Origin of the sequence: Pseudomonas sp. AM14(2022) (assembly GCF_036346455.1) — a bacterium.
Taxonomy (GTDB): Bacteria; Pseudomonadota; Gammaproteobacteria; order Pseudomonadales; family Pseudomonadaceae; genus Aquipseudomonas; species Aquipseudomonas putida_A.
In genome coordinates this window covers 149,295-171,384 of record NZ_JAOTNY010000014.1, presented here as the reverse complement: position 1 = coordinate 171,384, position 22,090 = coordinate 149,295, and the positions used below count along the sequence as shown (strand labels likewise).

Below are 22,090 nucleotides of genomic sequence, written 5' to 3'. Positions count from 1 at the left end.
GGGAGAGGGCTGGGGTGAGGGAAAAAGATTCACACCATACAAAAAAGCCCGCTGCCAAACCACTAAGGTTTTGCCGCGGGCTTTTTCGTTACTCGGTTGGCACTAACTGATCCAGCACCCGATTGACGGCGATTTCCGCCACCATCACCACCTGCGCGATGCCTTGCAGGGTCTTGCGGTGTGAGCCTTCAAGCAGGCCGGCGAAGTCGTTGAGCATCACGGTGGCCGAGCCAAGGGATTCGCAGGCATCGGCCAGCAACGGTTCGGTGCCGCTGGCCGGGTTGGCCATGTAGAGACGATTGGGCTGGTACGGGGTGGCCATGATCGCGGGCCTCGGTGGGCCGAGGTAGTGGTCGAGGGCGCGCTCGGCGGCTTCGTGGAATTTCCTTGATTCGGGGGATTCGTAGGGGGAGGCCGGACCGGTGTCCGGTGGGTTTGGCGTAACTTTGAACATAGGCTGTGTTCCCGTCATTGAGCGCCAGCCCCTTTGCTACTAAACGAAAGGGTGGCAGCTGTACGCAGGTTAGTAGACCGGGGAACTCAGCTTAAGCCGGCGCGCCGAAGCGCCCTACGTACAGCCACCATCAAGCTCAGGTATGCAGCACCTGTGATGAATGTACGACCAGCCGAATTACCTCGGGCTACTAAACCCGATCACTGGAAATCAGTGACGGACTCAAGTTACCGACGGCCTCCGGGGCGCACAAGCCGGCGGATTCTGGCGTAGCCGTAGGCAGTGGCGCAAGGATTTGTAGGCAGTAGGGCGTAACACTGAGTGTCTTTAAACATTTGTACTAAAAGTGTTTACTGCGTTATGGCGGCTGGCCTCATCGCGAGCAGGCTCACTCCTACAAATGATCTTCAGTGAACGCAGATTTTGTGTTCCGCACGACTCACTGTAGGAGTGAGCCTGCTCGCGATGAGGCCAGAACAATCACCCGCGATGCATCTGCCGAAACTCCCCCGGCGGCATCCCGCGCCGGCTCTTGAACGTGCGGTGAAACGACCTCGGCTCGGTAAACCCCAGATACTGCGCAATGTCCTGAATCGGCAAGGTGCTGTTGAGCAAATAATGCTCCGCCAGCTCCTGACGCAAGTCATCCAGAATCTGCTGATACGACGTCCCCGCCTGATGCAACTGGCGTTGCAACGTGCGCACCGACACCGCGAGCTGCTCGGCCACCTGTTCCTTGCGCGGCAAACCTTCCTTGAGCAACTGGCGCAGGATGCTTTTGACCCGTTGTTCCAGCGACGCATCCTCCAGCGTCGCCATCAAGCCCATCGCGTGTTCTTCCAGGGTGCGCAGCAACTGCGCATCGGCCTGGCGCAGCGGTAATTGCAGATACGCCAGCGGCACGATCAGCGCCGAATACGCCTGCTCGAACAGCACCGGGCAATCGAAAAACGCTTCGTATTGCGCCTGACTGGCGTCTGGTGGGCGCGGATGTTCCAGCCACACGGCGGCGGGCGACATCTGTGTGTCGGCAATCCAGCGTGCATATTGCAGCCAAGAGCCAAGAACGTTTTCCACCAGATGCCGGCGAATCCGCGGACGCTCGTAGCGGCAAGTCCAGATCAGGTGTACGTGGCCGTCCTGTACTTCGGCACGGCTGACGCCCATGTCGCCCACCAGTTTTTCGAACGGCATGATCCGGCTCATGGCATCGCCCAGGGTCGCACAGTTCATGGTGATGTAACCGAGCACGCTCCAGGAGTTGGGCAGGACGAAATTTGCCGCGTTGAGACCAAACAGCGGATCGCCCGAGTGCTCGCAGAAATAATCGAGCAGGCGCTCATGGGTTTCGCCCGGCAGGCGCAGGCTGTTGTCGCTCAGTTGCTGCGCCTGCAATCCGGCTGCCGCCAGCGCCGGCTCGATGGCCATGCCCAGCTGCTCGGCATGGCGCACGTATTTGAGCAGCGGCGGAACCGAGGTGAAGCCGAGCGATTGCATGATCCGAATCCCTTGATCAAGGCCTGCGTGAGCGAATGAATGCCTGAAAGGTAATTTGAAACCCCGACTAAAGTAAATGGCTGGCACTTGCGCGACGTTTGACTCAATTGGCTACTCGAACTGGCCGGATGCGACCGTGACACTTTGCGGCCGCTGACTAGTATGGAGGCCTGCCACATCACTGATCAGACTGCATAAGAAGGACACACGCATGCGACGCTGGAACGGCTGGGGAGATGCAACCACGGTGGTCGAACTGCCGGCCCAGGGCGCGAGTTTTCTCCATGAACGACTGGGGGCCGGGCACGTGTTGCCCGATGCCACGCTGGAGTCGGCATTGGCGCGGGTGCCGCTCTCACGGCTGGCGGCGCACGCCCTGTACAGCGTCGACGCCCATGACCGTCTGCTGCACGCCCGGGGCCAGAGTCTGCCGGACTGGCTGGCGTTGCGCGAAGGCGCGCTGGGCATCTATCCCGATGCGGTGGCGTTTCCCGAAACCGCCGGGCAGATCCGTCAATTACTGGCGCTCGCCCATGAACAGAACCTGTGCCTGATTCCTTATGGCGGTGGCACCTCAGTGGCCGGGCACATCAACCCGCCGGATTCGACGCGGCCGGTGGTGACGGTGTCGCTGGCGCGGATGAATCGCCTGATCGACCTCGACGAGCAGAGCCAACTGGCGACGTTCGGCCCCGGCGCCAGTGGCCCGCAGGTGGAAAGTCAGCTGCGCGCTCGCGGCTATACGCTGGGGCATTTCCCGCAGTCGTGGGAGTTGTCGACGCTGGGCGGTTGGGTGGCCAGTCGCTCCAGTGGTCAGCAGTCGTTGCGCTACGGGCGCATCGAGCAATTGTTCGCTGGCGGCACCCTGGAAACTTTCGCCGGGCCCTTGGAAATTCCGACGTTCCCAGCTTCGGCGGCGGGGCCTGATCTGCGCGAAGTGGTGCTCGGTTGCGAGGGCCGCTTCGGGATCATTTCCCAGGTCAAAGTTCGGGTCAGTCCGCTGCCCGCCGATGAGCGTTTCTACGGGGTGTTCCTGCCCAGTTGGAGCAAGGCGCTGCAAGCGATCCGCCAATTGGCCCAGGCGCGAGTGCCGTTGTCGATGCTGCGCCTGTCGAACGCGGTGGAGACCGAAACCCAACTGGCGCTGGCCGGTCATCCGCAGCAGATCGCCTGGCTGGAAAAGTATCTGAACCTGCGCGGTGCCGGTGAAGGCAAGTGCCTGCTAACCTTCGGCGTGACCGGCAACCGTCGGCAAAACGCGCTGTCGCTGAGCCAGGCGCGCCAGCATCTGAAAGCCTTCGGCGGTGTGTTCACCGGTACGTTGCTTGGCAAGAAGTGGGCGCAGAATCGCTTCCGTTTTCCCTACCTGCGCGAGAACCTGTGGAACGCCGGTTACGTGGTCGACACCCTGGAAACCGCCACCGACTGGAGCAACGTCGACAATCTGCTCAACCTGATCGAAAACAGCCTGCGCGATGCCTTGGCAGCGCAGGGCGAGCGGGTGCATGTGTTCACCCATCTGTCCCACGTTTACGGCGAAGGCTCGAGCATCTACACCACTTACGTGTTTCGCCCGGCGGCGGATTATCCGGCGACGCTGGCGCGCTGGCAGGCGCTCAAGCACGCGGCCAGCCAGACCATCGTCGACAACCACGGCACCATCAGCCACCAGCATGGGGTCGGCAAGGATCACGCGCCGTACCTGCCGCGCGAAAAAGGCGCGCTGGCGATGGATACCTTGCAGGCGCTGAGCAGGCACTTCGATCCGGCCGGGCGCCTCAACCCCGGCACGCTGTTGCAGGAGTGACGATCATGCCCCCGGACTGGAACGCCGCGTGGCGCCAGCAAACCTTGCCGACATTGACCGACGAAACCTGGGACCTGATCGTGATTGGCGGCGGCATCAGCGGTGCTGGAATTCTGCGCGAAGCGGCACGGCGTGGCTGGCGTTGTCTGCTGCTGGAGCAACGGGATTTCGCCTGGGGCACCTCCAGCCGATCGTCGAAAATGGTTCACGGCGGTTTGCGTTACATCGCCAAGGGCCAGTGGCGCCTGACCCGCGATTCGGTGCGTGAGCGTCAGCGTCTGCTCGACGAAGCGCCGGGACTGGTGGAACCGATGAGTTTCATGATGCCGCACTATCGCGGCGGCTTTCCCGGGCCGCGTGTGCTCGGTGGCTTGTTGTCGGTTTACGACGCGTTGGCCGGACGCCGCAGCCATCGTTTTCATGACGCGCAGCAACTGCGTTTTCTCGCGCCGGGGGTGAAGGAAAATTACCTGCTCGGCGGCACCTGTTTTGTCGATGCGCTGACCGATGACGCACGGCTGGTGATGCGCGTGTTAAGCGAAGCGCGAGCCGATGGCGCGGTAGTGCTCAACGGGGTGCGCGTCGAACATTTGCTGCGCGAAAACGGTCGGGTGTGTGGGGTGCAGATCGAGGACTGCGAAGCGGGTGGATCGCTGCAATTGCGTTGCGGCGTGTTGGCGGTGGCGACCGGAGCGTGGGCTGAGCGCCTGCGTTTGCCCGAGGCTCCGCGGCAATTGCGCCCGCTGCGTGGCAGCCATCTGCTGCTGCCGGGCTGGCGTTTGCCGGTGGCGCAGGCCTTCACTTTTTTGCATGAGCGCGACCGTCGGCCAGTGTTCGTGTTTCCGTGGGAAGGGGCGACGGTGGTTGGCACTACGGATCTCGATCATCGCGAGAATCTGGATCAGAGCGCGAGCATCAGCGCCGACGAACTCGACTATCTGCTGGCGGCCTGCACGCAACAATTTCCGGGTGCCGAAGTGACGGCGAGCGATGTGCTGTCGACCTGGTCCGGCGTGCGTCCGGTGGTGGGCAGCGCGGCGGGTGAGCAGCAAGGCAAACCGTCGAATGAAACCCGTGAGCATGTGCTGTGGCAGGAGCCGGGTTGCGTCACGTTGGCCGGCGGCAAACTGACGACGTTTCGCCCGCAAGCCGTCGAAGTGCTCAAGGCCTGTGCCGACATGCTTGGCCGCGATTTCGAAGATGATGGCGCAGCGGTTTTTGCCGCCGTAGTGCCACGGCCGATCCCCGGACTCAGCCCGCAACAGTGGCGACGTCTGGCCGGACGCCACGGTCGTGACCTGCCGCGACTGGCGCAACTGATCGCCGAGTTGGGCCACGAAACGGTCGGCAACACCGATACCTTGTGGGCAGAGCTGGCCTTTGCCTGCGAAGCGGAAATGGTGCTGCACCTCGATGATCTGTTGCTGCGCCGTACCCGTCTGGGCCTGTTGCTGGCGCGCGGTGGTGAAGAATATTTCGCTGCCATCCGCCAACTCTGCCAGCCAAGACTGGGCTGGGACGATGCACACTGGCAGCAAGAGCTGCAGCGTTACCGGGCGTTGTGGCAACGCCATCACGGTCTGCCGGATTCCACGCCTTGATGCCCCTTGAAGAGAGCGCCATGGATAACCACTCGAACAAGCGCTACCTGCTGGCGATCGACAACGGCACCCAGAGCGTGCGCGCATTGCTCTTCGATTTGCAGGGCAATCTGCTCGGCAAAGGCAAGGTCGAGTTGCAGGCGTACTACTCGACGCAACCGGGCTGGGCCGAACAGGACCCGGACTATTACTGGGCGAAACTCGGCGAGGCTTGCCAGCAGGTATGGGCGCAAACCGGGATTGATCGCTCGCAGATTGCCGGGGTGTCGCTGACCACTCAGCGCGGCACGGTGATCAACGTCGATGCTCAGGGCAAGCCGCTGCGCCCGGCCATTCTGTGGCTCGATCAGCGCCAGAGCGAAGTCGAGGGCGGGATCAAGGGGCCGTGGGGCTGGCTATTCAAACTGGTCGGCGCGCAGGCCACCGTGGATTACTTTCGTGCTCAGGCCGAGGCCAACTGGATCGCCCGACATCAACCGGAAATCTGGGCGGCGACCGACAAGTTTTTGCTGCTCTCGGGGTTTCTCTCCCATCGTTTGTGTGGGCGCTTTGTCGACTCGGTGGGTTGTTGCGTCGGCTATCTGCCGTTCGACTTCAAGCGCCTGAAATGGGCCGCGCCCAGCGACTGGAAATGGCAGGCGCTGGCGGTGCGTCCGGAGCAATTGCCGACCTTGCACAAACCCGGCGAAACCCTCGGCTACATCAGCGCCGAAGCTAGCCGTCACACGGGGATTCCCGAGGGTCTGCCGCTGATTGCCGCGGGCGCTGACAAGGCCTGCGAAGTGGTCGGTGCCGGCGTGGTCGATACGAGCACGGTGTGCCTGTCCTACGGCACCACCGCGACGATCACCAGCACCCGTTCGCGCTATCTGGAAATCGTCCCGCTGATCCCGCCGTACCCCTCGGCGGTGCCGGATCAGTACAACTGCGAGGTGATGATTTATCGCGGTTACTGGATGGTCAGCTGGTTCAAGAACGAGTTCGGTCTGCGTGAGATGCAGCAGGCCAAAGAGCAGGGCATTGAACCCGAGCAACTGTTCGATGCGCTGGTGAACGCGGTACCGCCGGGGTCGATGGGGCTGATGCTGCAACCGTATTGGTCGCCGGGGATTCGTGAGCCGGGTGTCGAAGCCAAAGGCGCGATGATCGGCTTCGGCGACGTGCACACCCGCGCGCATATTTACCGGGCGATTCTCGAAGGGTTGGCGTATGCGTTGCGTCAGGGCATGGAGAACATCGAGAGGCGTTCGAAGGTGTCGGTCAAGCGTCTGCGGGTGGCCGGTGGCGGTTCGCAGAGCGATGCGGCGATGCAGCTGACGGCGAATATTTTTGGCCTGCCGGCGGAGCGTCCGCATGTGTACGAAGCGTCCGGGCTGGGCGCGGCGATCTGTTGTGCGGTGGGGTTGGGCTTGTATGCGGATTTCCCCACGGCGATCGCTGCGATGACGCGAGTGGGCACGGTGTTCACGCCGCAGCCCGAGGCGCAGCAGGTCTATGAGCGTTTGTACAACGAGGTGTACCTGCGCATGTATCGCCAGCTCAAGCCGCTGTACCAGAGCATCCGCAAAATCACCGGTTACCCCGCTTAAAAGTACGGTGGTGATCTCCTGTGGGAGCGGGCTTGCTCGCGAAGGCGGTGTATCAGCTTGCACATGAGGCGACAGGTAGACCGCCTTCGCGAGCAAGCCCGCTCCCACAGGGAACATTGGTGTTCTCGCTATTGTGCACATGGCGCTATCGGAGACTTTTTCTGGTGAGATCGGACAGTGTCAGCGCCGGGGGCGGTTGTTAGGCTCAACCCCCACAGCACCTCCAATAAGAATTAAAAGCAATGAAGCTGACCTTTCTCCTGTTGCTGCTTTGTGCAACGGCCCCAACGGCGTGGGGCTGGTCGAACCACACGGTGGGCAGCTATCTGGCGTTGCAGGAACTGCCGGCGCTGCGCGATGCGCTGCCGGTCGAAGTCGAGCCGCTGGAGCGTTTTCTCGCCGAGCAATATCCGGCCGTGGTCGCATTGCTGGAGCAACAGGAAAGCTTCGCCCGTGAACACTTCACCCAGTACCCGCCGCGCCCCGACAACCTGAAGCTGCCCGCCGTACCGGGTGACAATCTGCGCCACGATTTTCTCACCGCGTTGCGGCTCAATCCGCGCATTCATCTGGCGATGGTCATTCAGCCGCTGCCGGGTCAAGACATCCCCGAACGCGAACATCTCAGTGCCGATCAGGTGATGGTCGAACAGACGCTTTCGCCATGGAATCGCCAGCGTTTCATCCGCGTGGCGGACGGCGAGAAAGTTGCACCGCTGGCGGTGCTGGCAAGCGCCGCCGACGAGCCGGATTACGGTCACGACATCAACCTGTTCAGCGACAACCCCGGCGAGGTCGGCGCGCTGTATGGCTTCGGCCCGCAGCCGTTCGGCGATGCGCGTTTTCAGTACAGCTCGCAGGCGCCGTTCCACATGGGCTTCTTCCATGAAAGCGCGGTGGTGTATGCCGCTGCCGGATTTCTTCAGCGCAGTTGGCCGGACTGGCGCGCCTATCAGTACCTGGGCCTAGCGCGACTGGCATTCGCCTCTGGCCATCCCTACTGGGGCTATCGGTTCCTCGGTTGGGGCGCGCACCATGTGCAGGACCTGACTCAGCCGTATCACGCCAAGCCGCTGCCCGGGGTCGAACTGCCGAGTCTGTTGCTGCTGGAAGGCAAGGCGCTGGCCGGTTTTGCCGATGATAAAAAAGCCTCGATCGAACGGGTCGCCACCCGCCATATGGAAATCGAGAAGTATCAATCAACCTGGTTGCGCCGCGTGCTGCGCACCGGTCAGGCGCATCCGATGCTCGCGGCCTACGCCGATGTCGCTCAAGACCAACACTATCCGCCGTACTCGGTGGACTACTTGCGCGACGTGGTCAGCGCCGAGTCGGTCGAGGACTCGGCAGCGTTCGATGAAGCCATCGGTCAATGGCTGGATACGGCGCAGGTGACCAGTGATTTCAGTAGCGGCAATCAACTACAGCGCGAGACCTTCGAGCATCCAGCACTCAATCAGCAGCTGTTCAAACTGCTCGGCCATTTCGGCGCGCACAGCCGGATTTATGTCCGTGCGGGACTGGCACCGTAGCCATCGCGGCCACACAAAAACAATAAGAACAAGGAGGCACCCATGATCAACACTCGATTGCGCCTCACCGGCGTGGCATTGCCCGGTGTCGGCTTGGCAGGACTGCTGCAACTCTGCGCGGTGGATGCGTTGCAGGCTGCCGAGTTCAGCGTGCTGGACAATCAGGTCACCGGCTCGATCGACACGACCCTGTCGTATGGTCGTTTGTGGCGGGTGCAGGGCCGCGACAAGAACAACGATGACGTCAACACCAATGACGGCAATCGCAACTTCGACACCGGGCTGGTTTCCGAGGTGTACAAGATCACTTCGGAGCTGGAAGCCAACTACCAGAACTACGGGATGTTCCTGCGCGGCACCGCGTTCTACGACACCCAGTTGATGGACAAGCGCAACGATTACTACCGCAACAACAACCCGTCGCAACCAAGCCAGAGCTATCCGCAAGACGACCGTTTCACCAGTCAGACCCGCGACATCGCCGGCAGCCGGATCGAGATGCTCGACGCCTATGTCTACGGCAACTGGGACGTGGCGCAGATGCCGCTCACCGCGCGGGTCGGGCGTCAGGTGTTCAACTGGGGCGAGGGGATTTTCTATCGCGGCGGGATCAACACCACCAACCCGGTGGACGCCGCCAAGTACCGCTTGCCGGGCGCCGAAGTCAAGGAAGTGCTGATGCCGGTGGAGGCGGTGAGCTTCAACATCGGCCTGACCGATTCGCTGACCCTGGAGAGCTTCTACCAGACCAACTGGAAGGAAACCCGCATCGACCCGGTTGGCACTTTCTACTCACAGACCGACCTGTTCGCCGATGGCGGCAACACCGGTTACAACAACTTCAGCGGCACCGCGCTTGATACGCCGGTGCCGGGCTTCGGCAACGTCATCGGCTTGTACAGCGCATTAGGCAACAACCCGTTGCTCAGTCCGGTTTTGCAGACCACTGGCCTGTACGCCAACGGCGTGACGCCGGCCTACGGCAATACGCTGAAAGTGGCGTCGGTCGGCAAGGACTACAACGCGCGCAACGATGGTCAGTTTGGCTTTGCGTTTCGCTACATCGCCGAGGAGCTCAACAGCACCGAGTTCGGCCTGTATCTGGTCAACTACCACGCCAAGGAGCCGACCATCGCCGCTGACCTCGGTGGCTACAAAGGCATCGACATAAATGCCCTGACCAACATGCTCTCCAGCGTCGCTGGCAGTCAGGCCGGGGCGCTGGCGAATGGTCTGGCGACAGCCGACGTGATGGGCAATATTCAGGCGCATCGGCGCTATGCCGAAGACATCCGCATGTACGGTTTCAGCTTCAACACCACTTTGGGTCAGGCTTCAGTATTCGGCGAGATCGCCTATCGGCCGAACCTGCCGATCGGTGTGGCGGCTACCAACGATTTGATTGGCGACCTGGCCAACGGCTCCGCTGTGGCGGTGACCGGCAAGCCCGTCAACGTCGGCGGGCAGATGGTCACCCTCGACAGCGAGATCAATAACGCCGAGCGCGTGGAGGCGTTCAACACCTCGCTGGGCAGCATCTACAACTTCGGCCCGACGCTGTCGTTCGACTCGATGTTCGGCATCTTCGAACTGGCCTCCGAACACCTGCGCGGCAGCAGTCTGCAATACACCGCCTACGACGGCAGCACGCGCTATTACGCCGGTACCGGCAACACCTCTTATGTCTCCGGCGGTGATCGTGACGATCAGGTCAACCGCAACTCCTACAGCTACACGGTGATGTTCAACGGTACCTGGAACGACGTGTACGCCGGGGTCAACGTCTCGCCTTACGTCGTCTACAAGGACGACTTCAAGGGCAACAGCTATCAGGCCGGCAACACCATCGAAGGTCGCAAGGCCTACACCCTGGGGATCAAGGCCAACTACCAGAACAAGCTCGAAGCCGAGGTGCAATACACCAACTTCTGGGGCGGCGGGCAGAACAACGGGATTCGCGACCGCGACAACGTCGGGTTCAACCTCAAGTATTTCCTTTAGGACTACACGCAGATCCATTGTGGGAGCGGGCTTGCTCGCGAATGCGCCGTGTCAGTCACCGTTATTTTGAATGACACACCGCCTTCGCGAGCAAGCCCGCTCCCACAGGGGAACTGCGGTGTCCTGCAGACCTCACACGGAGAGCGATCATGTTTTACTCATCACGATTCAGCAAAACCATGTTGGCGCTGGTTCTGGGCTTCACCGCCGGCAGCGCCCTCGCCGCCATCACCCCACAACAAGCCGAACAACTGAAAACCACCCTCACGCCTATGGGCGCCGAGCGCGCCGGCAACGCCGCCGGCACCATTCCGGCCTGGACCGGCGGCATCACCCAGGCGCCCGCCGGCTACAAACCGGGCCAACATCACCCGGATCCATATGCGGCGGACAAGCCGTTGTTCACCATTACCAAGGCCAATCTCGACCAGTACAAGGCCCACCTCAGCCCCGGTCAGATTGCGCTGTTCAACAGCTACCCCGACACGTTCCAGATGCCGGTCTATCCATCGCGTCGTTCCGGTTCGGCGCCGCAGTGGCTGTATGACAACACCCTGAAGAACGCGATCTCGGCCAAGCTGCTGGAGGGCGGCAGCGGATTCGCCGATGCCTACGGCGGCGTACCGTTCCCGGTGCCCAAGGACGGCATCGAGGTGCTGTGGAACCACATCACCCGTTATCGCGGGATCTACGTGGTGCGTCGCGCATCCGAAGCCCCGGTGCAGCGCAACGGCAGCTTTGCGCTGGTGACTTCGCAGCAGGAAGCGCTGTTCAATTTCTATCGTCCGGGCGGGCAGTATGCTGACCTGAAAAACATCCTGTTCTACTACCTCGCCTTCGTGAAAAGTCCGGCGCGGCTGGCCGGCGGTGCGGCGCTGGTGCACGAGATGCTCGATCAGCTCAAGGACCCGCGCCAGGCCTGGGTCTACGACGCCGGCCAACGCCGTGTGCGCCGCGCGCCGAACCTGGCATATGACACGCCGATCGCCTCATCCGATGGCCTGCGCACGGCGGACGATACCGACCTGTTCAACGGCTCGCCGGACCGCTACGACTGGAAGCTCAAGGGCAAGCAGGAAATCTACATTCCCTACAACAACTACAAGGTTGGCAGCCCGGACGTGAAGTACGCGCAGCTGCTGACCCCCGGCCACCTCAACCCGCAATTCACCCGCTATGAGCTGCACCGCGTGTGGGTGGTCGAAGGCAACCTGAAACCGGGTGCGCGGCATGTCTATTCCAAGCGCGTGCTGTTTCTCGACGAGGACAGTTGGGGCGCGGCGCTGGTCGATCAATACGATGGGCGAGGGGAGCTGTGGCGTGTGTCGATGGCCTACCTGAAAAACTTCTACGACCTGCCGACCACCTGGAGCGCACTGGACGTGTTCCACGACCTGCAGGCCCGCCGTTACTACGTGCAGAACCTCGACAACGAAGAAGCCTCCACCGTCGACTTCTCGCAACCGGTGCCGGAAGACGCGTATTTCATGCCATCGGCGTTGCGCCAGCGCGGGACACGGTGAGGGGCTGAGGCATTGATAGCGGCTCTTTAATCGCGATCAAATCTTATGACCTGTCATCTATGACAGGTCAAAATTTTCTGCTTTTGAAGCATGCTGATTTCGCGCCAATTCCCATATGGGTATAGGGCAGAGAGAGGCGAGCGATATGGAAACCGATCAGGGAATTAACAAGTCGCAGGGCGAGATGAAGGGAACGGTTCTGGTTAAATCGGGTATTGGAGACTTAGAAAAAAAAATCACTTTTAAAACGACAATTGTTCATCGATTTGACGATCAAGGCTTAGGTTTGGAGGTCGCAGGTCTAAATGAGGCCCCCTTGGCATTAATCTCCTTGAGGTTTAAAAAAGACCGTCAACACAGTGACAATTTTACTTTTCCATCTAGTGACATTCAGAGTCTGGCGTTTGTTGATGGTGAGTTTTACCCCCGCTATCCTGCGCAACAGGGTGAAGTGATGTTTGAAAACCATGATGGGGCGGGCGAATTACGTGTCAATGGCCGTTTGAATTTCGTGACCCAAAAAGGAGCCGGCGGCCGTTACTGCGAGGTCGACGTAGTATTTTCTGTTACGGGTATTACCAAGCCACTGACAACCTTGGATGGTACGGAGAAACGGTTAATAGAGAGTTTGCGCGCGGAGGCTTCACAGCCAAACAAGCTTGGCTGACCATCAGATGCACGACCTGCCCAGGCGCAGCAATCGCCACGCGAACGTGAAGGACTTTCAGTTCTCGTGAGTGGAAGTGATGAATCCGTGGGAGGTGTGAGCGTTGCGGCAGTGAGTATGGGGTGGTCGGGCTGACACCATCGCGAGCAGGCTCGCTCCTACAAGGGAATGGCGTTGTTCACATGAGTTGTGTTCAACGCCTTACCTGTGGGAGCGGGCTTGCTCGCGAATCGATCTTTCGTTCAGCGCAAAGGTGAAGATCAGACGCGGAAGTGGCTGACCATCTGTTGCAGTTGACCACCCAGGCGTGCCAGTTCAACGCTGGACGCTGCGGTTTCATCGCTGGCCGCGGCGGTCTGTTCCGACACGTCGCGCACGTTGATGATGCTGCGGCTGATTTCTTCGGCCACGGCGCTTTGCTGTTCGGCCGCGGCGGCGATCTGCTGGTTCATCGACTGGATATTCGACACCGTGCGGGTGATGTTCTCCAGGGAGTCGCCAGCCTTGCGGGTCAGGGCCACGCTGCTGTCGGTCAGGGCGCGGCTGTTGTTCATCACCGCCGCCACTTGCTGGGTGCCGTTCTGCAGACCGGCGACCAGACCTTCGATTTCTTCGGTGGATTTCTGCGTGCGCTGGGCGAGGCCACGGACTTCGTCGGCGACCACGGCAAAACCACGCCCGGCTTCACCGGCACGCGCCGCTTCGATCGCGGCGTTGAGCGCGAGCAGGTTGGTCTGTTCGGCCACGGCTTTGATCACGTCCATGACGCTGCCGATCTTGTCGCTTTCCTGTTGCAGCACGCTCATGGCTTCGGTGGAGCGCACCACTTCGCTGGCCAGACGCTCGATCTGCGCGATGGCTTCATTCACCACCTTGTCGCCTTCACGGGCTTCGCCGTCAGCGGCGGCAGCGGCTTGCGAGGCTTCTTCGGCGTTGCGCGCGACTTCCTGCACGGTGGCGGTCATCTCGTGCATGGCGGTGGCCACCTGGTCGGTCTCGACCTTCTGGCTGTTCACCCCGGCGCTGGTCTGCTCGGTCACGGCCGAGAGTTCTTCGGCGGCGCTGGCGATCTGGGTGACGCCGTCGCGGATGCCGCTGATCAGGTCGCGCAGGGTCACGCCCATGCGGGCAATGCCTTGTTGCAGCACGCCGAGTTCGTCGCGACGGGTGACCGTGACGTTCTGGGTCAGGTCGCCGCTGGCAATGCGCTCGACCACGGCCAGGGTTTCTTGCAGCGGACGGGTGATCTGACGGGTGATGATCACCGCGGCAATCACACCGACCAACAGCGCCAGCAGGGTGCTGATCAGCTGGAAGGTACGCGCCTGGGCGCTTTCGATGTCACGGCGGTCGAGCTGGATCTGGTACAGCTGCTCGCTGGTGTTGACGATCGCGGTGCCCTGATCGGTCATCTCCTTACGCGCCTGCACCGCTTCGCTGTTGGCGTTCTTGTACGCCTGCAACGCGCTGCGGTAGTTGCTCAGGGCGGTTTCCAGCTGACGCAGGGCGTCTTGCTGGGTGGCGGCGAAATGCACGTTCAGTTGCTTGAGGCTGGCGATTGCTGCGTCCAGTTGGCCGACGGCTTTCTGCTCGGTTTCGGCGTTGGTGGTGGCGGTGTAGCCGCGCACTTCATAGCGCGCCAGGATGAACGCTTCCTTGGCCTGGGTGATGGCCTGGAACTGCTCGAAGCGCTGCTCGCTCATGTCCATTTGCTGCACGCGCTTGCTGATCGTTTCGATCAGGTTGTAAGCGGTGTCGGCGTTGGTGCCCATCACGTCGCGGGCGCTGTTGCCGGTACGGTAGGCGTTGCGCATCTTGTTCAGCGAGGTCTGGTATTCGGCGATAGTCGCGGCCTGCTCTTTCAGCAGTTTGACGTTTTCCGGGCTCTTGAACTTGTTGATCAGCGCTTGTTGTTGCGCGGCGAAGCTTTCGAGGGTGGTTTGTACATTCTGCGCGGCGGTTTCGTCGCCGTTGGTCAGCATGTATTGCAGGCGCACCACGCGCAGCTTGGTCAGACCGGCATTGAGCTGGGTGATGTCGCTCATCCAGTTGCTGCGGTCAATCAGGCCGCCGAGGCTGGTCCAGCCCGTCAGGGCCAGCACGCAGGTCAGGGCCAGGACCAGGCCGAAGCCCAGGCCCAATTTCATGTTCACGCTGATGTTGCCGAACCAGCTATTCATCACAATTCCTCCAGGAACGTAGAGCTACTTGATCGTCGGTCAGGCTGGAAGATTGTTGTTTTTTTGAGCCAGCAAGGGTGTTAGCAGGTCTGTATCGGCCGCAAACACGAGAGCTGAAAGGTTTTTGTCCGACGGAATTTGTAACAAGGGCGCTTCAAGACTTTTTTCACATGCGTTTCACTCGTCACTTACGCCCGTCTCTCTACCCTCGCCGCATCGAATTGACTGTGATGGATGCCGACGAGGCGGCCCGATGTGGAATTGAGACTGAGTCTGTTCGGCGTCAAACGCTCGATTTCTCTGAGCGGACTGGCCCGCTATCGCAATACCTGGGTGGTGCTCGCCGCGTTGCTGCTGGTGATCCCGCTGACCCTGTGGCTGCTCGCCCCGGCGGCGGTGCCGGACCTGGCCCATGGCAATGTGTCCGGTGACCGGGCACTGGCGGCCGGGTGGGCCAAGGGCGACATGATTGTGCTGGTGCGTCACGTCGAGCGCTGCGATCACTCGCCGGCGCCGTGCCTGAGTGGCGACGACGGCATCACCGACCGCTCGCGCAGTGTTGCGGTCGGTGTCGGTGCACAGTTTGAGCATCTGGGCCTGAATAACGCCGACATCTACAACAGCCCGATGCTGCGCACCGTGCAGACCGCCGGTTACATGTTCAACCGCGCGGCCAGCGGCGAAGATTGGCTAATCAGCTGCAAGGGCCACATCCTGCAGGAAGCGCTGGCGCACAAGCTTGCGGGGCGCAACCTGATCCTGGTGACCCACAGCGAATGCATGGCGGAGCTGGAAAAGGACTTGAATACACCGGTTTCTGACCCTGGCTACGGTTCCTCACTGTTTGTGTCTGCCGCAAACAAAGCGGACCCGCGGGTGATTGGCTTCATCGAAGCCTCCGACTGGCACTCAGTGAGCACCCGATGAAACGACGTTTGCCAAGCGTCAGCGCAAACAAAACCCGCCAGTGACGGCGGGTTTTTTATTGTGTGGCGGAGGGTCGTCAGTAGCCGACGAAGTAATACGCCTGACGCCCGACCATCATGGTCTTGAGCACTTTGAGTGGTGCGGCGGGTTCGCTGTCTGCCGAGATCACCGCGACGTTCGAGGGGGAAGCGCTGAGGAAGTCGTGCAGTTGCGCGTCAGTATCCAGCCCCTTGAGCACGCTTTGGGTGTAGAACACGCTGGCGCCGCCGACCCGTTCATTGGCCTGGAACAGTGCGACTTGCTGACCGTTGGCCTGCAAGCTCTGAATGTGTTCGGTCAAAGGCAGGAACGACAACTCCTTGTCGGCGTTGGGTAGTGCCCACTGCGCGGCGCCGAGGTAGCTGGCGATCACCACCGTGAGCAATCCTGCGGCAATCGCCTGACGATGGCGGGCGACTTTTCCGATGAAGCGGTCTGCGTTTTCACGCGCCTGCAAGCGATCGAACAACACCCGTGCGTACTCAGCGGCGATCACCGCCGCCGCCGGGGTCATCGACATCAGGTAGACCGTGCGCTTGCTTGAGGCCAGGGTGAGCATGATGAACTGCGCGACGATCCACAGGCTGAAAAACAACAGGTAACGGTTGGCCTTCAGCTCCTTGCGGAAATGCCACAGTCCCAGATACACCAGAATGTTCCACGGCAGGAACGCTTCCGGCAGTTTGGCCAGATAGTAATAGAACGGCTCGTAATGCCCGGCCTCGACGAACGAGCCGCTGAAGCGACCGACGCTGTTGGTCAGCAGCACTTCAGCGACGGCGTGCGAGCCACCGCGCTGATAGAGCACGGCGAGCCAGATCAGCAATGGAATCAGGCCCACTGCCGTGAGCAGGCCGGGACGCAGCCACGCGTCGATCTTCAGGCGCTTGTCGATCAGGCTGTCGGCCAGCAGGTAGGCGAAAATCACCACCCCCGGCATCGCCAGTCCCAGCACGCCCTTGCTCAAAGTGGCGATAGCGATCCCGACGATAAACAGCAGCGAGTTAGCCGCGTTCGGTGCGCGTTGCGCCTGAAAGAACGCCAGCAGCGCTGTGGTCACGCCGAGCGCCAGCAGCGCATCTTCGCCGACCCCGCGCACGTTGCTCCAGTAGCTGGCCATGGTTGCCAGCAGAATTCCCGCTGTCCAGGCGACCGCTTGCGGGCGTCCGAAGCGGCGCAACATGCCGTACAGCAGCATCACGCTGAGCAGCCCGGCCACCGCCGACGCCAGCCGCACCGCCCATGGCGAAACACCGAACACGCGCATGGCGCCGGCGTCCAGCCACAGGCTCAGCGGTGGCTTTTCCAGAAACGGTTCGCCGAACAGGCGCGGCGTCACCCAGTCATCGTCCAGATGCATCTCCATGGCGATCCCGGCGACCCGGGCCTCGGTGGAGCCTTGCAACTGGTGGTTACCCAAAGCGAAAAAAAACAGCAGGGCGGCGAGTAGAAACAGTGAAGTGGCGGCACGCGGCATGGATTTCAGGCAACCGGAAAGGGCAGGAGCCTTGAGCATACTTCGCCAATGCTTAACAAATTGTGAAACTCACGCCAGTTGCCGCGACCAACGCTTCTCCGGCGTTTCAAACAACGGATTGACCAGCGCCGTCAGCACATGGTCCTGCCAGCGCCCGGCGATGTTCAGATAAGCCTTGGCATAGCCTTCGCGCTCGAACCCCAGGCGCTCCAGCAAGCGCGCACTGCGCTCGTTACCGGGCATGTAGTTGGCCATGATCCGATGCAGGTTCTGCGTATCGAACATGTAGCCGATGCCGGCCTCCAGACCCTCCTGCATCAAACCCTGACCCTGATGCGCGTGGTCAATGTGATAACCCAGATAACACGCCTGAAACGCGCCGCGAATGATCCCGCTGAAATTGCACGCGCCGATCATCTGTTGGCCATCCGGCGTCAGCAGGGCGAAATGCATCGCCAGCCCGGCCTCGAAAGCACTGGCCTGGATCTCAAGGCGTCGACGAATCTGTTCGGTAGAAAAGTATTCGGTGGTGCGAATCGGCGACCAGGGGGCGAGATGGCGCTGGTTGCGTGCATAAAAGTCACTTTCCAGCTCGGCCTGTTCCGGGGCGAGGATGGCGAGCGTCAGGCGTTGGCAGGGCAGGCTCAGCAGTGACATCGGGCGCTCCGGTGGGCAGGGTTGAGGGACAGGATTGATCACGGGATGGAAAAAAACAAACCGGGTGTATCGCTTCGGCAGCAAACGCCAGACAAAAAAAAGCCCGCGGGAGAGCGCGGGCGAACCGTAGTTTCTTGAATGAGCGAGCGGACTGTACCGTGTTGATCGAGCCTGAGCAGTGAAGAAAAATTCATCTCGGCAGCGACCGCTCTGCAACGCCTCAGGGCAGGTGATCCGCGGCGAAATCGGCTTCCGGGTCGGCCGTAACGAGCCAGGTCATTTCAGAATTCCGTGACCTTGTCCTCGCGCAAAATCCACCCGGCTTCACCCGCCACCAACTTGTACTGAACCTGACGCATCTTCCCAGTACGCCCGGCGCCAGCGTCGGCACTGTCATACACCGGGAAACGTTGCACCAGGGTGCTTTCCACCACCGCAAACGAGTCCTCGCCCTGATAGCCCGACGCGGTCTTCGGGTTGTCGCTGACCGGAGGCAGGTAGATTGCGCTCAGGGATTTCTTGTTGTTGGCTGAATAGGCGATCAGTTCGCCCGGCATGCCGCGCCCGGGCGAGCGGGTAAAAACGTAGAGTTCGGGGGAGCCGTCGTTATTGATGTCGGCGACTTCGGCGCGTACCACATCACCCGTTAGCGCCTGGCTGATGACCGTGTTGTCGATCTCCAGCCCCTTGGGAGCGATGTGCAGCGTCGGTTTGCCATCGACCTGCTCGGTGCTGACGTGAAAAGCGATGCCGTGCAATTCCAGCGTCTGGTCGAATGGCTGCTGCCGGCTGATGGCATCGCCATCGACCAGCCTCAGCGACAACTGATAGTTGGCCACTTCATTACGCCGGGCGGCGTTGCGCATGAGGTAGACCTGAACCGTGTACTCGCCATCGCCGGGCAGAGAACCGAAGAAGTGATTGCCCATGATCGAGCCGTTGAACAGCGCGTAATCCGCACCCTTGGCGAGGATGTTGATGTAAGCGGAGGTGTTGGACGGTTTGAAGTCGACGGTCAGTATCTGGCCGGCCTTGGCGTTGAATGTGTACTGCGCGGTCTGGTCCCCCTTGATCGACTGTTTGCGCTGGATGCTGTCGGCACTGGTTGTGAACGCGATCGGCTCGACGCGCACGGTGGGGGCGTCGGCCGCATGGACGGACAAGGAAATCAGCGCGGCCAGCGCTACGGCAATCCAGCTCTTCATCTTCAACTCCATTACATCTCGATGTTCGCAGCATAGAGCCTGCGTCGAGCGACCGCCCAGAGATTGCGCGGATTAAATGTTGCTGGATTTGAGCACAAGCCAGAGATGATGTTCGCTGACACGAATCAGCTGTTCACATAATTCTCACCTGAGTTTTGCGATGATGGGCGTCGGTATTCCATCGGCCCCAGCGAGTGATCCCAGCATGAATGTGAGCGTTCTCCACGCATTGATTGCGGCGGCGCTGTTTGGCGCCAGTACGCCTCTCGCCAAACTGTTGGGGGTACAGGTTTCGCCGATTCTGCTGGCCGGGTTGCTCTATCTCGGTAGCGGTCTGGGCTTGACCGCCCTGCGTTTTGTCCGCGATCGTGGCTGGAAGCCTTCCGGGCTCGGCACCGGTGAATGGCCATGGCTGCTCGGCGCCATCGGCTTCGGCGGCGTGTTGGCGCCAGTGGCGCTGATGTTCGGTCTGACCCGAACGTCCGGCGCGAGCGCGTCACTGATGCTCAACCTCGAATCCGTGCTCACGGCGCTGCTGGCGTGGGTGGTGTTCAAGGAAAACGCCGACCGACGAATCGTGATCGGCATGCTCGCCATCGTCGCCGGTGGCGTCGTGCTGTCCTGGCCGCAAGAGGCCGTCTCTGCGCAAGACTGGATCGGGCCGCTGGCTGTGGCTTTCGCCTGCTTTTGCTGGGCCATCGACAACAACCTCACCCGTAAAGTCTCGGCCTCGGACGCACTGTTCATCGCCGGCAGCAAAGGCCTCGTGGCCGGTCTGGTCAACTGCACACTGGCCCTGATCATCGGCAGCCAACTACCCGCCGCCACCTCGCTGGTGCCGATCATGCTCGTCGGCTTTCTCGGCTACGGCGTCAGCCTGGTGATGTTCGTCCTCGCCCTGCGCGGCCTCGGCAGCGCACGCACCGGCGCGTACTTTTCCACCGCACCGTTTCTCGGCGCAGGCATCTCGATTCTGCTGCTCGGCGAGTCGATATCGCTGATGTTTCTGCTCGCAGCGGCGTTAATGGCTGTGGGGGTATGGATTCATCTGATGGAAAACCATGTTCATGAGCATCAGCACGAACCGCTTGAGCATGATCATCGGCATACACACGATGAGCATCATCAACATACGCATGGGTTTGAGTGGGATGGGGTGGAGCCGCATAGCCATCCGCATGTGCACACGCCGATGCGGCACAGTCATGCGCATTTTCCGGATGTGCATCATCGGCATGGGCATTGATTGAAACTCTGAAGTCTGTCGATTGATGTCATTGTGATATCGTCTCTGTCGATTTCTTCAGTCTCTCATTCGAGTCATTCCATGAAACCCATTTTCCTGTTGTTGCCCATTGCGGCCCTTTTTTCTGCTTTCAGCGTTGCCGCTGCACCTTCGCCGGTGGCGTCGTTTGCCGCTTGTGACGATCACTCCCTGGCAGTCGTGCAATCACCTTTGTTCAAGGATCTGGTGCCGAGCACGGTCGAAAATGGCCAGATCAAATTGTCCGGCGGCACCAAGAGCGATATGGGGCAGCGCTGGATGTTCGCCAAGCCGGTCGAAATTGACGGCATGTCGTTGACCGGCTTCTACGCCGAAGACACAGACCTGATGGGCACTCGCATCATCAGTTGGGGGTTCTACGCCAAACAGACGCCGAATGAACTCCACACCCAGTTGGAAAAAGCGGGCGGGCCGCGTATGGACATGTCGCAGGGACTCTACGCACGCGCGGAAATCTGGTCCCACGGCAAATCCAACTGGCAGCCGGAAGACCCATCCGCAACGGCGGGCAAGCTGGTTGTCGACAGTGCCGAGCGCGTGTTCCTGATCGAGCCTGCTCCGCAAGAGCTGACGACTGGCAGCAAGGGGATGTTTACCTGCTCGATTCAAGGCAAGGTCAATGAGGCAATGCTCAAATCCAGCCGTCCGGATCTGCTCAGCGCGGTTCATTGATTCTGATGAATGCGGGTACGAAAAAGGACGACATCGTGTCGTCCTTTTTTATGAGTAGGCAGAGCATTGCCAGGGTTATCGAGCTCGATCGCTTGCAGGCTGTGGGCTTGTGTGGCCGGTTTGGCTGATGTCCAGATGCGACAAAGCCCGCACTAGGCGGGCTTTGTCGTCGAGAGTTGGTGGAGCCGGGGGGATTTGAACCCCCGTCCGCCAGTGCTCCGCTGTCGGTACTACATGCGTAGCCGTGTCTATTAAGTTAACCCTCAGCGACCCGACGGGCAGGGTGCTTTGGGCGAGTTGTGTAAGTTTTAGCCGCTTCGTCCACAACGTACTGCACGGCGATTCTGTTCTATATGACAATCATTTCGGGTTTACAGACATCCCCTGATGATTGCTGGGCCCGAAGGCACCAGGAGTGCATGTCAGCTGCAATTAAGCAGCGAGAGCAGCACCGTATTGGTCGTCATTGGCAACTATAAGAAGTTGCAACAGTGGATTTACGACTTCTGTTACCAAGTCGGCATGCACCTAAAGTTTCGTCACCGGCGTCGAATCCTAATCGGCCCCGAACTCATTGCCTCGTACATCAGGTGAGGCAACAAGCCTGCGCAGTGTACGCCAAACGGCCCACGAGGCCAACCCGAAGGTTGGCCGGGGCGTGAATCAGTTGTTGGTGCCGGTGGATTTACGCAGTTCCACGATGGTTTGCGAGGTTTCCGCAATGCAGTCGTCGATTTTGCCTTGGGCCTTGAGCGCCTTGGCTTTGGCAACACTGGTTTCAGCGCGCTGAGTCAGTTCTGGATTCGAAGACAGCTGCCCTTTGGCATTGTCGATGGTCTGGATATTGGCATCGCACAGGTCGGCAGGCTTGTCGGCGGCGAACGAGGTGGAGGCCATCATCGAGGCAGTAACGAACAGACCTAACAGTACAGAACGTTTCATGTGTATCTCCTTGAACTGAGGGATCCAGACTGCGC

At 60.7% G+C, this 22,090-nt stretch carries 16 protein-coding genes, 1 other RNA gene and 2 pseudogenes; 10 read left to right on the top strand and 9 right to left on the bottom strand.

What is annotated here, in order from left to right; all coding sequences use genetic code 11:
• Nucleotides 1-88: 88 nt before the first annotated feature.
• Nucleotides 89-454, bottom strand: coding sequence for a DUF6124 family protein (locus V3W27_RS23855; RefSeq protein WP_095139853.1), 366 nt, complete (start codon nucleotides 452-454; stop codon nucleotides 89-91).
• 480 nt (nucleotides 455-934) lie between these two features.
• A complete protein-coding gene (gliR, locus tag V3W27_RS23850; RefSeq protein ID WP_285373952.1) occupies nucleotides 935-1,951 on the bottom strand; it encodes an AraC family transcriptional regulator GliR in 1,017 nt (338 codons plus the stop codon).
• A gap of 211 nt (nucleotides 1,952-2,162) precedes the next feature.
• Between gliR and V3W27_RS23845 the strand changes: the two genes are divergently transcribed.
• The 7 genes from V3W27_RS23845 (at nucleotide 2,163) to V3W27_RS23815 (ending at nucleotide 12,671) form a co-directional block, all read left to right on the top strand.
• On the top strand, nucleotides 2,163-3,758 hold the full coding sequence (locus tag V3W27_RS23845; protein WP_330207691.1) for an FAD-binding oxidoreductase: 1,596 nt from the start codon (nucleotides 2,163-2,165) through the stop codon (nucleotides 3,756-3,758).
• A 5-nt stretch (nucleotides 3,759-3,763) separates the two neighbouring features.
• A complete protein-coding gene (locus V3W27_RS23840) occupies nucleotides 3,764-5,359 on the top strand; it encodes a glycerol-3-phosphate dehydrogenase/oxidase (RefSeq protein WP_330207690.1) in 1,596 nt (531 codons plus the stop codon).
• Between the two features lie 20 nt (nucleotides 5,360-5,379).
• Entirely contained in the window at nucleotides 5,380-6,948 is a 1,569-nt protein-coding gene (locus tag V3W27_RS23835) for an FGGY-family carbohydrate kinase (RefSeq protein ID WP_330207689.1), read from the top strand.
• Between the two features lie 242 nt (nucleotides 6,949-7,190).
• Nucleotides 7,191-8,480 (top strand): phospholipase, encoded by a 1,290-nt coding sequence (locus V3W27_RS23830; protein WP_330207688.1) that lies wholly within the window; start codon nucleotides 7,191-7,193, stop codon nucleotides 8,478-8,480.
• A 42-nt stretch (nucleotides 8,481-8,522) separates the two neighbouring features.
• Nucleotides 8,523-10,481 (top strand): DUF1302 domain-containing protein, encoded by a 1,959-nt coding sequence (locus tag V3W27_RS23825; RefSeq protein WP_330207687.1) that lies wholly within the window; start codon nucleotides 8,523-8,525, stop codon nucleotides 10,479-10,481.
• 149 nt (nucleotides 10,482-10,630) lie between these two features.
• Nucleotides 10,631-12,004, top strand: coding sequence for a DUF1329 domain-containing protein (locus tag V3W27_RS23820; RefSeq protein WP_330207686.1), 1,374 nt, complete (start codon nucleotides 10,631-10,633; stop codon nucleotides 12,002-12,004).
• Between the two features lie 145 nt (nucleotides 12,005-12,149).
• Nucleotides 12,150-12,671 carry a hypothetical protein gene (locus V3W27_RS23815; protein WP_247267953.1) on the top strand — a complete coding sequence of 174 codons (522 nt, stop codon included), beginning with the start codon at nucleotides 12,150-12,152 and terminating at the stop codon, nucleotides 12,669-12,671.
• Between the two features lie 260 nt (nucleotides 12,672-12,931).
• On the opposite strand, the pseudogene V3W27_RS28290 reads toward V3W27_RS23815, so the two are convergent.
• Both V3W27_RS28290 and V3W27_RS28285 read right to left on the bottom strand, forming a co-directional pair.
• Nucleotides 12,932-13,528, bottom strand: a pseudogene (locus tag V3W27_RS28290) (methyl-accepting chemotaxis protein); the annotation flags it as partial.
• A gap of 309 nt (nucleotides 13,529-13,837) precedes the next feature.
• Nucleotides 13,838-14,818, bottom strand: a pseudogene (locus V3W27_RS28285) (methyl-accepting chemotaxis protein); the annotation flags it as partial.
• 288 nt (nucleotides 14,819-15,106) lie between these two features.
• Here V3W27_RS28285 and V3W27_RS23805 point away from each other — a divergent pair.
• Entirely contained in the window at nucleotides 15,107-15,778 is a 672-nt protein-coding gene (locus tag V3W27_RS23805) for a histidine phosphatase family protein (RefSeq protein ID WP_330207685.1), read from the top strand.
• Nucleotides 15,779-15,854: 76 nt separating this feature from the next.
• Here the strand turns inward: V3W27_RS23805 and V3W27_RS23800 are convergent, their stop codons facing one another.
• The 3 genes from V3W27_RS23800 to V3W27_RS23790 all read right to left on the bottom strand — a co-directional run bounded on the left by V3W27_RS23800 (nucleotide 15,855) and on the right by V3W27_RS23790 (nucleotide 19,156).
• The gene (locus V3W27_RS23800; protein WP_330207684.1) at nucleotides 15,855-17,333 is read right to left on the bottom strand and encodes an ArnT family glycosyltransferase; all 1,479 of its coding nucleotides are present in this window, start codon (nucleotides 17,331-17,333) and stop codon (nucleotides 15,855-15,857) included.
• 30 nt (nucleotides 17,334-17,363) lie between these two features.
• Nucleotides 17,364-17,951, bottom strand: a complete 588-nt coding sequence (rimJ, locus tag V3W27_RS23795; protein ID WP_330207683.1) for a ribosomal protein S5-alanine N-acetyltransferase — start codon at nucleotides 17,949-17,951, stop codon at nucleotides 17,364-17,366.
• Nucleotides 17,952-18,232: 281 nt separating this feature from the next.
• On the bottom strand, nucleotides 18,233-19,156 hold the full coding sequence (locus V3W27_RS23790) for a hypothetical protein (RefSeq protein WP_330207682.1): 924 nt from the start codon (nucleotides 19,154-19,156) through the stop codon (nucleotides 18,233-18,235).
• Nucleotides 19,157-19,361: 205 nt separating this feature from the next.
• On the opposite strand from V3W27_RS23790, the gene V3W27_RS23785 reads away from it, so the two are divergent.
• Together V3W27_RS23785 and V3W27_RS23780 are read left to right on the top strand one after the other, a co-directional pair.
• On the top strand, nucleotides 19,362-20,402 hold the full coding sequence (locus V3W27_RS23785; RefSeq protein WP_330207681.1) for a DMT family transporter: 1,041 nt from the start codon (nucleotides 19,362-19,364) through the stop codon (nucleotides 20,400-20,402).
• A gap of 81 nt (nucleotides 20,403-20,483) precedes the next feature.
• A complete protein-coding gene (locus tag V3W27_RS23780; RefSeq protein ID WP_047291136.1) occupies nucleotides 20,484-21,113 on the top strand; it encodes a hypothetical protein in 630 nt (209 codons plus the stop codon).
• A 177-nt stretch (nucleotides 21,114-21,290) separates the two neighbouring features.
• Here the strand turns inward: V3W27_RS23780 and ssrA are convergent.
• Together ssrA and V3W27_RS23770 are read right to left on the bottom strand one after the other, a co-directional pair.
• Nucleotides 21,291-21,680, bottom strand: a transfer-messenger RNA (tmRNA) gene (gene ssrA / locus V3W27_RS23775).
• Nucleotides 21,681-21,776: 96 nt separating this feature from the next.
• Nucleotides 21,777-22,055: a hypothetical protein gene (locus V3W27_RS23770; RefSeq protein WP_123587312.1), complete on the bottom strand. Its 279-nt coding sequence runs from the start codon at nucleotides 22,053-22,055 to the stop codon at nucleotides 21,777-21,779.
• Nucleotides 22,056-22,090 lie beyond the last annotated feature (35 nt).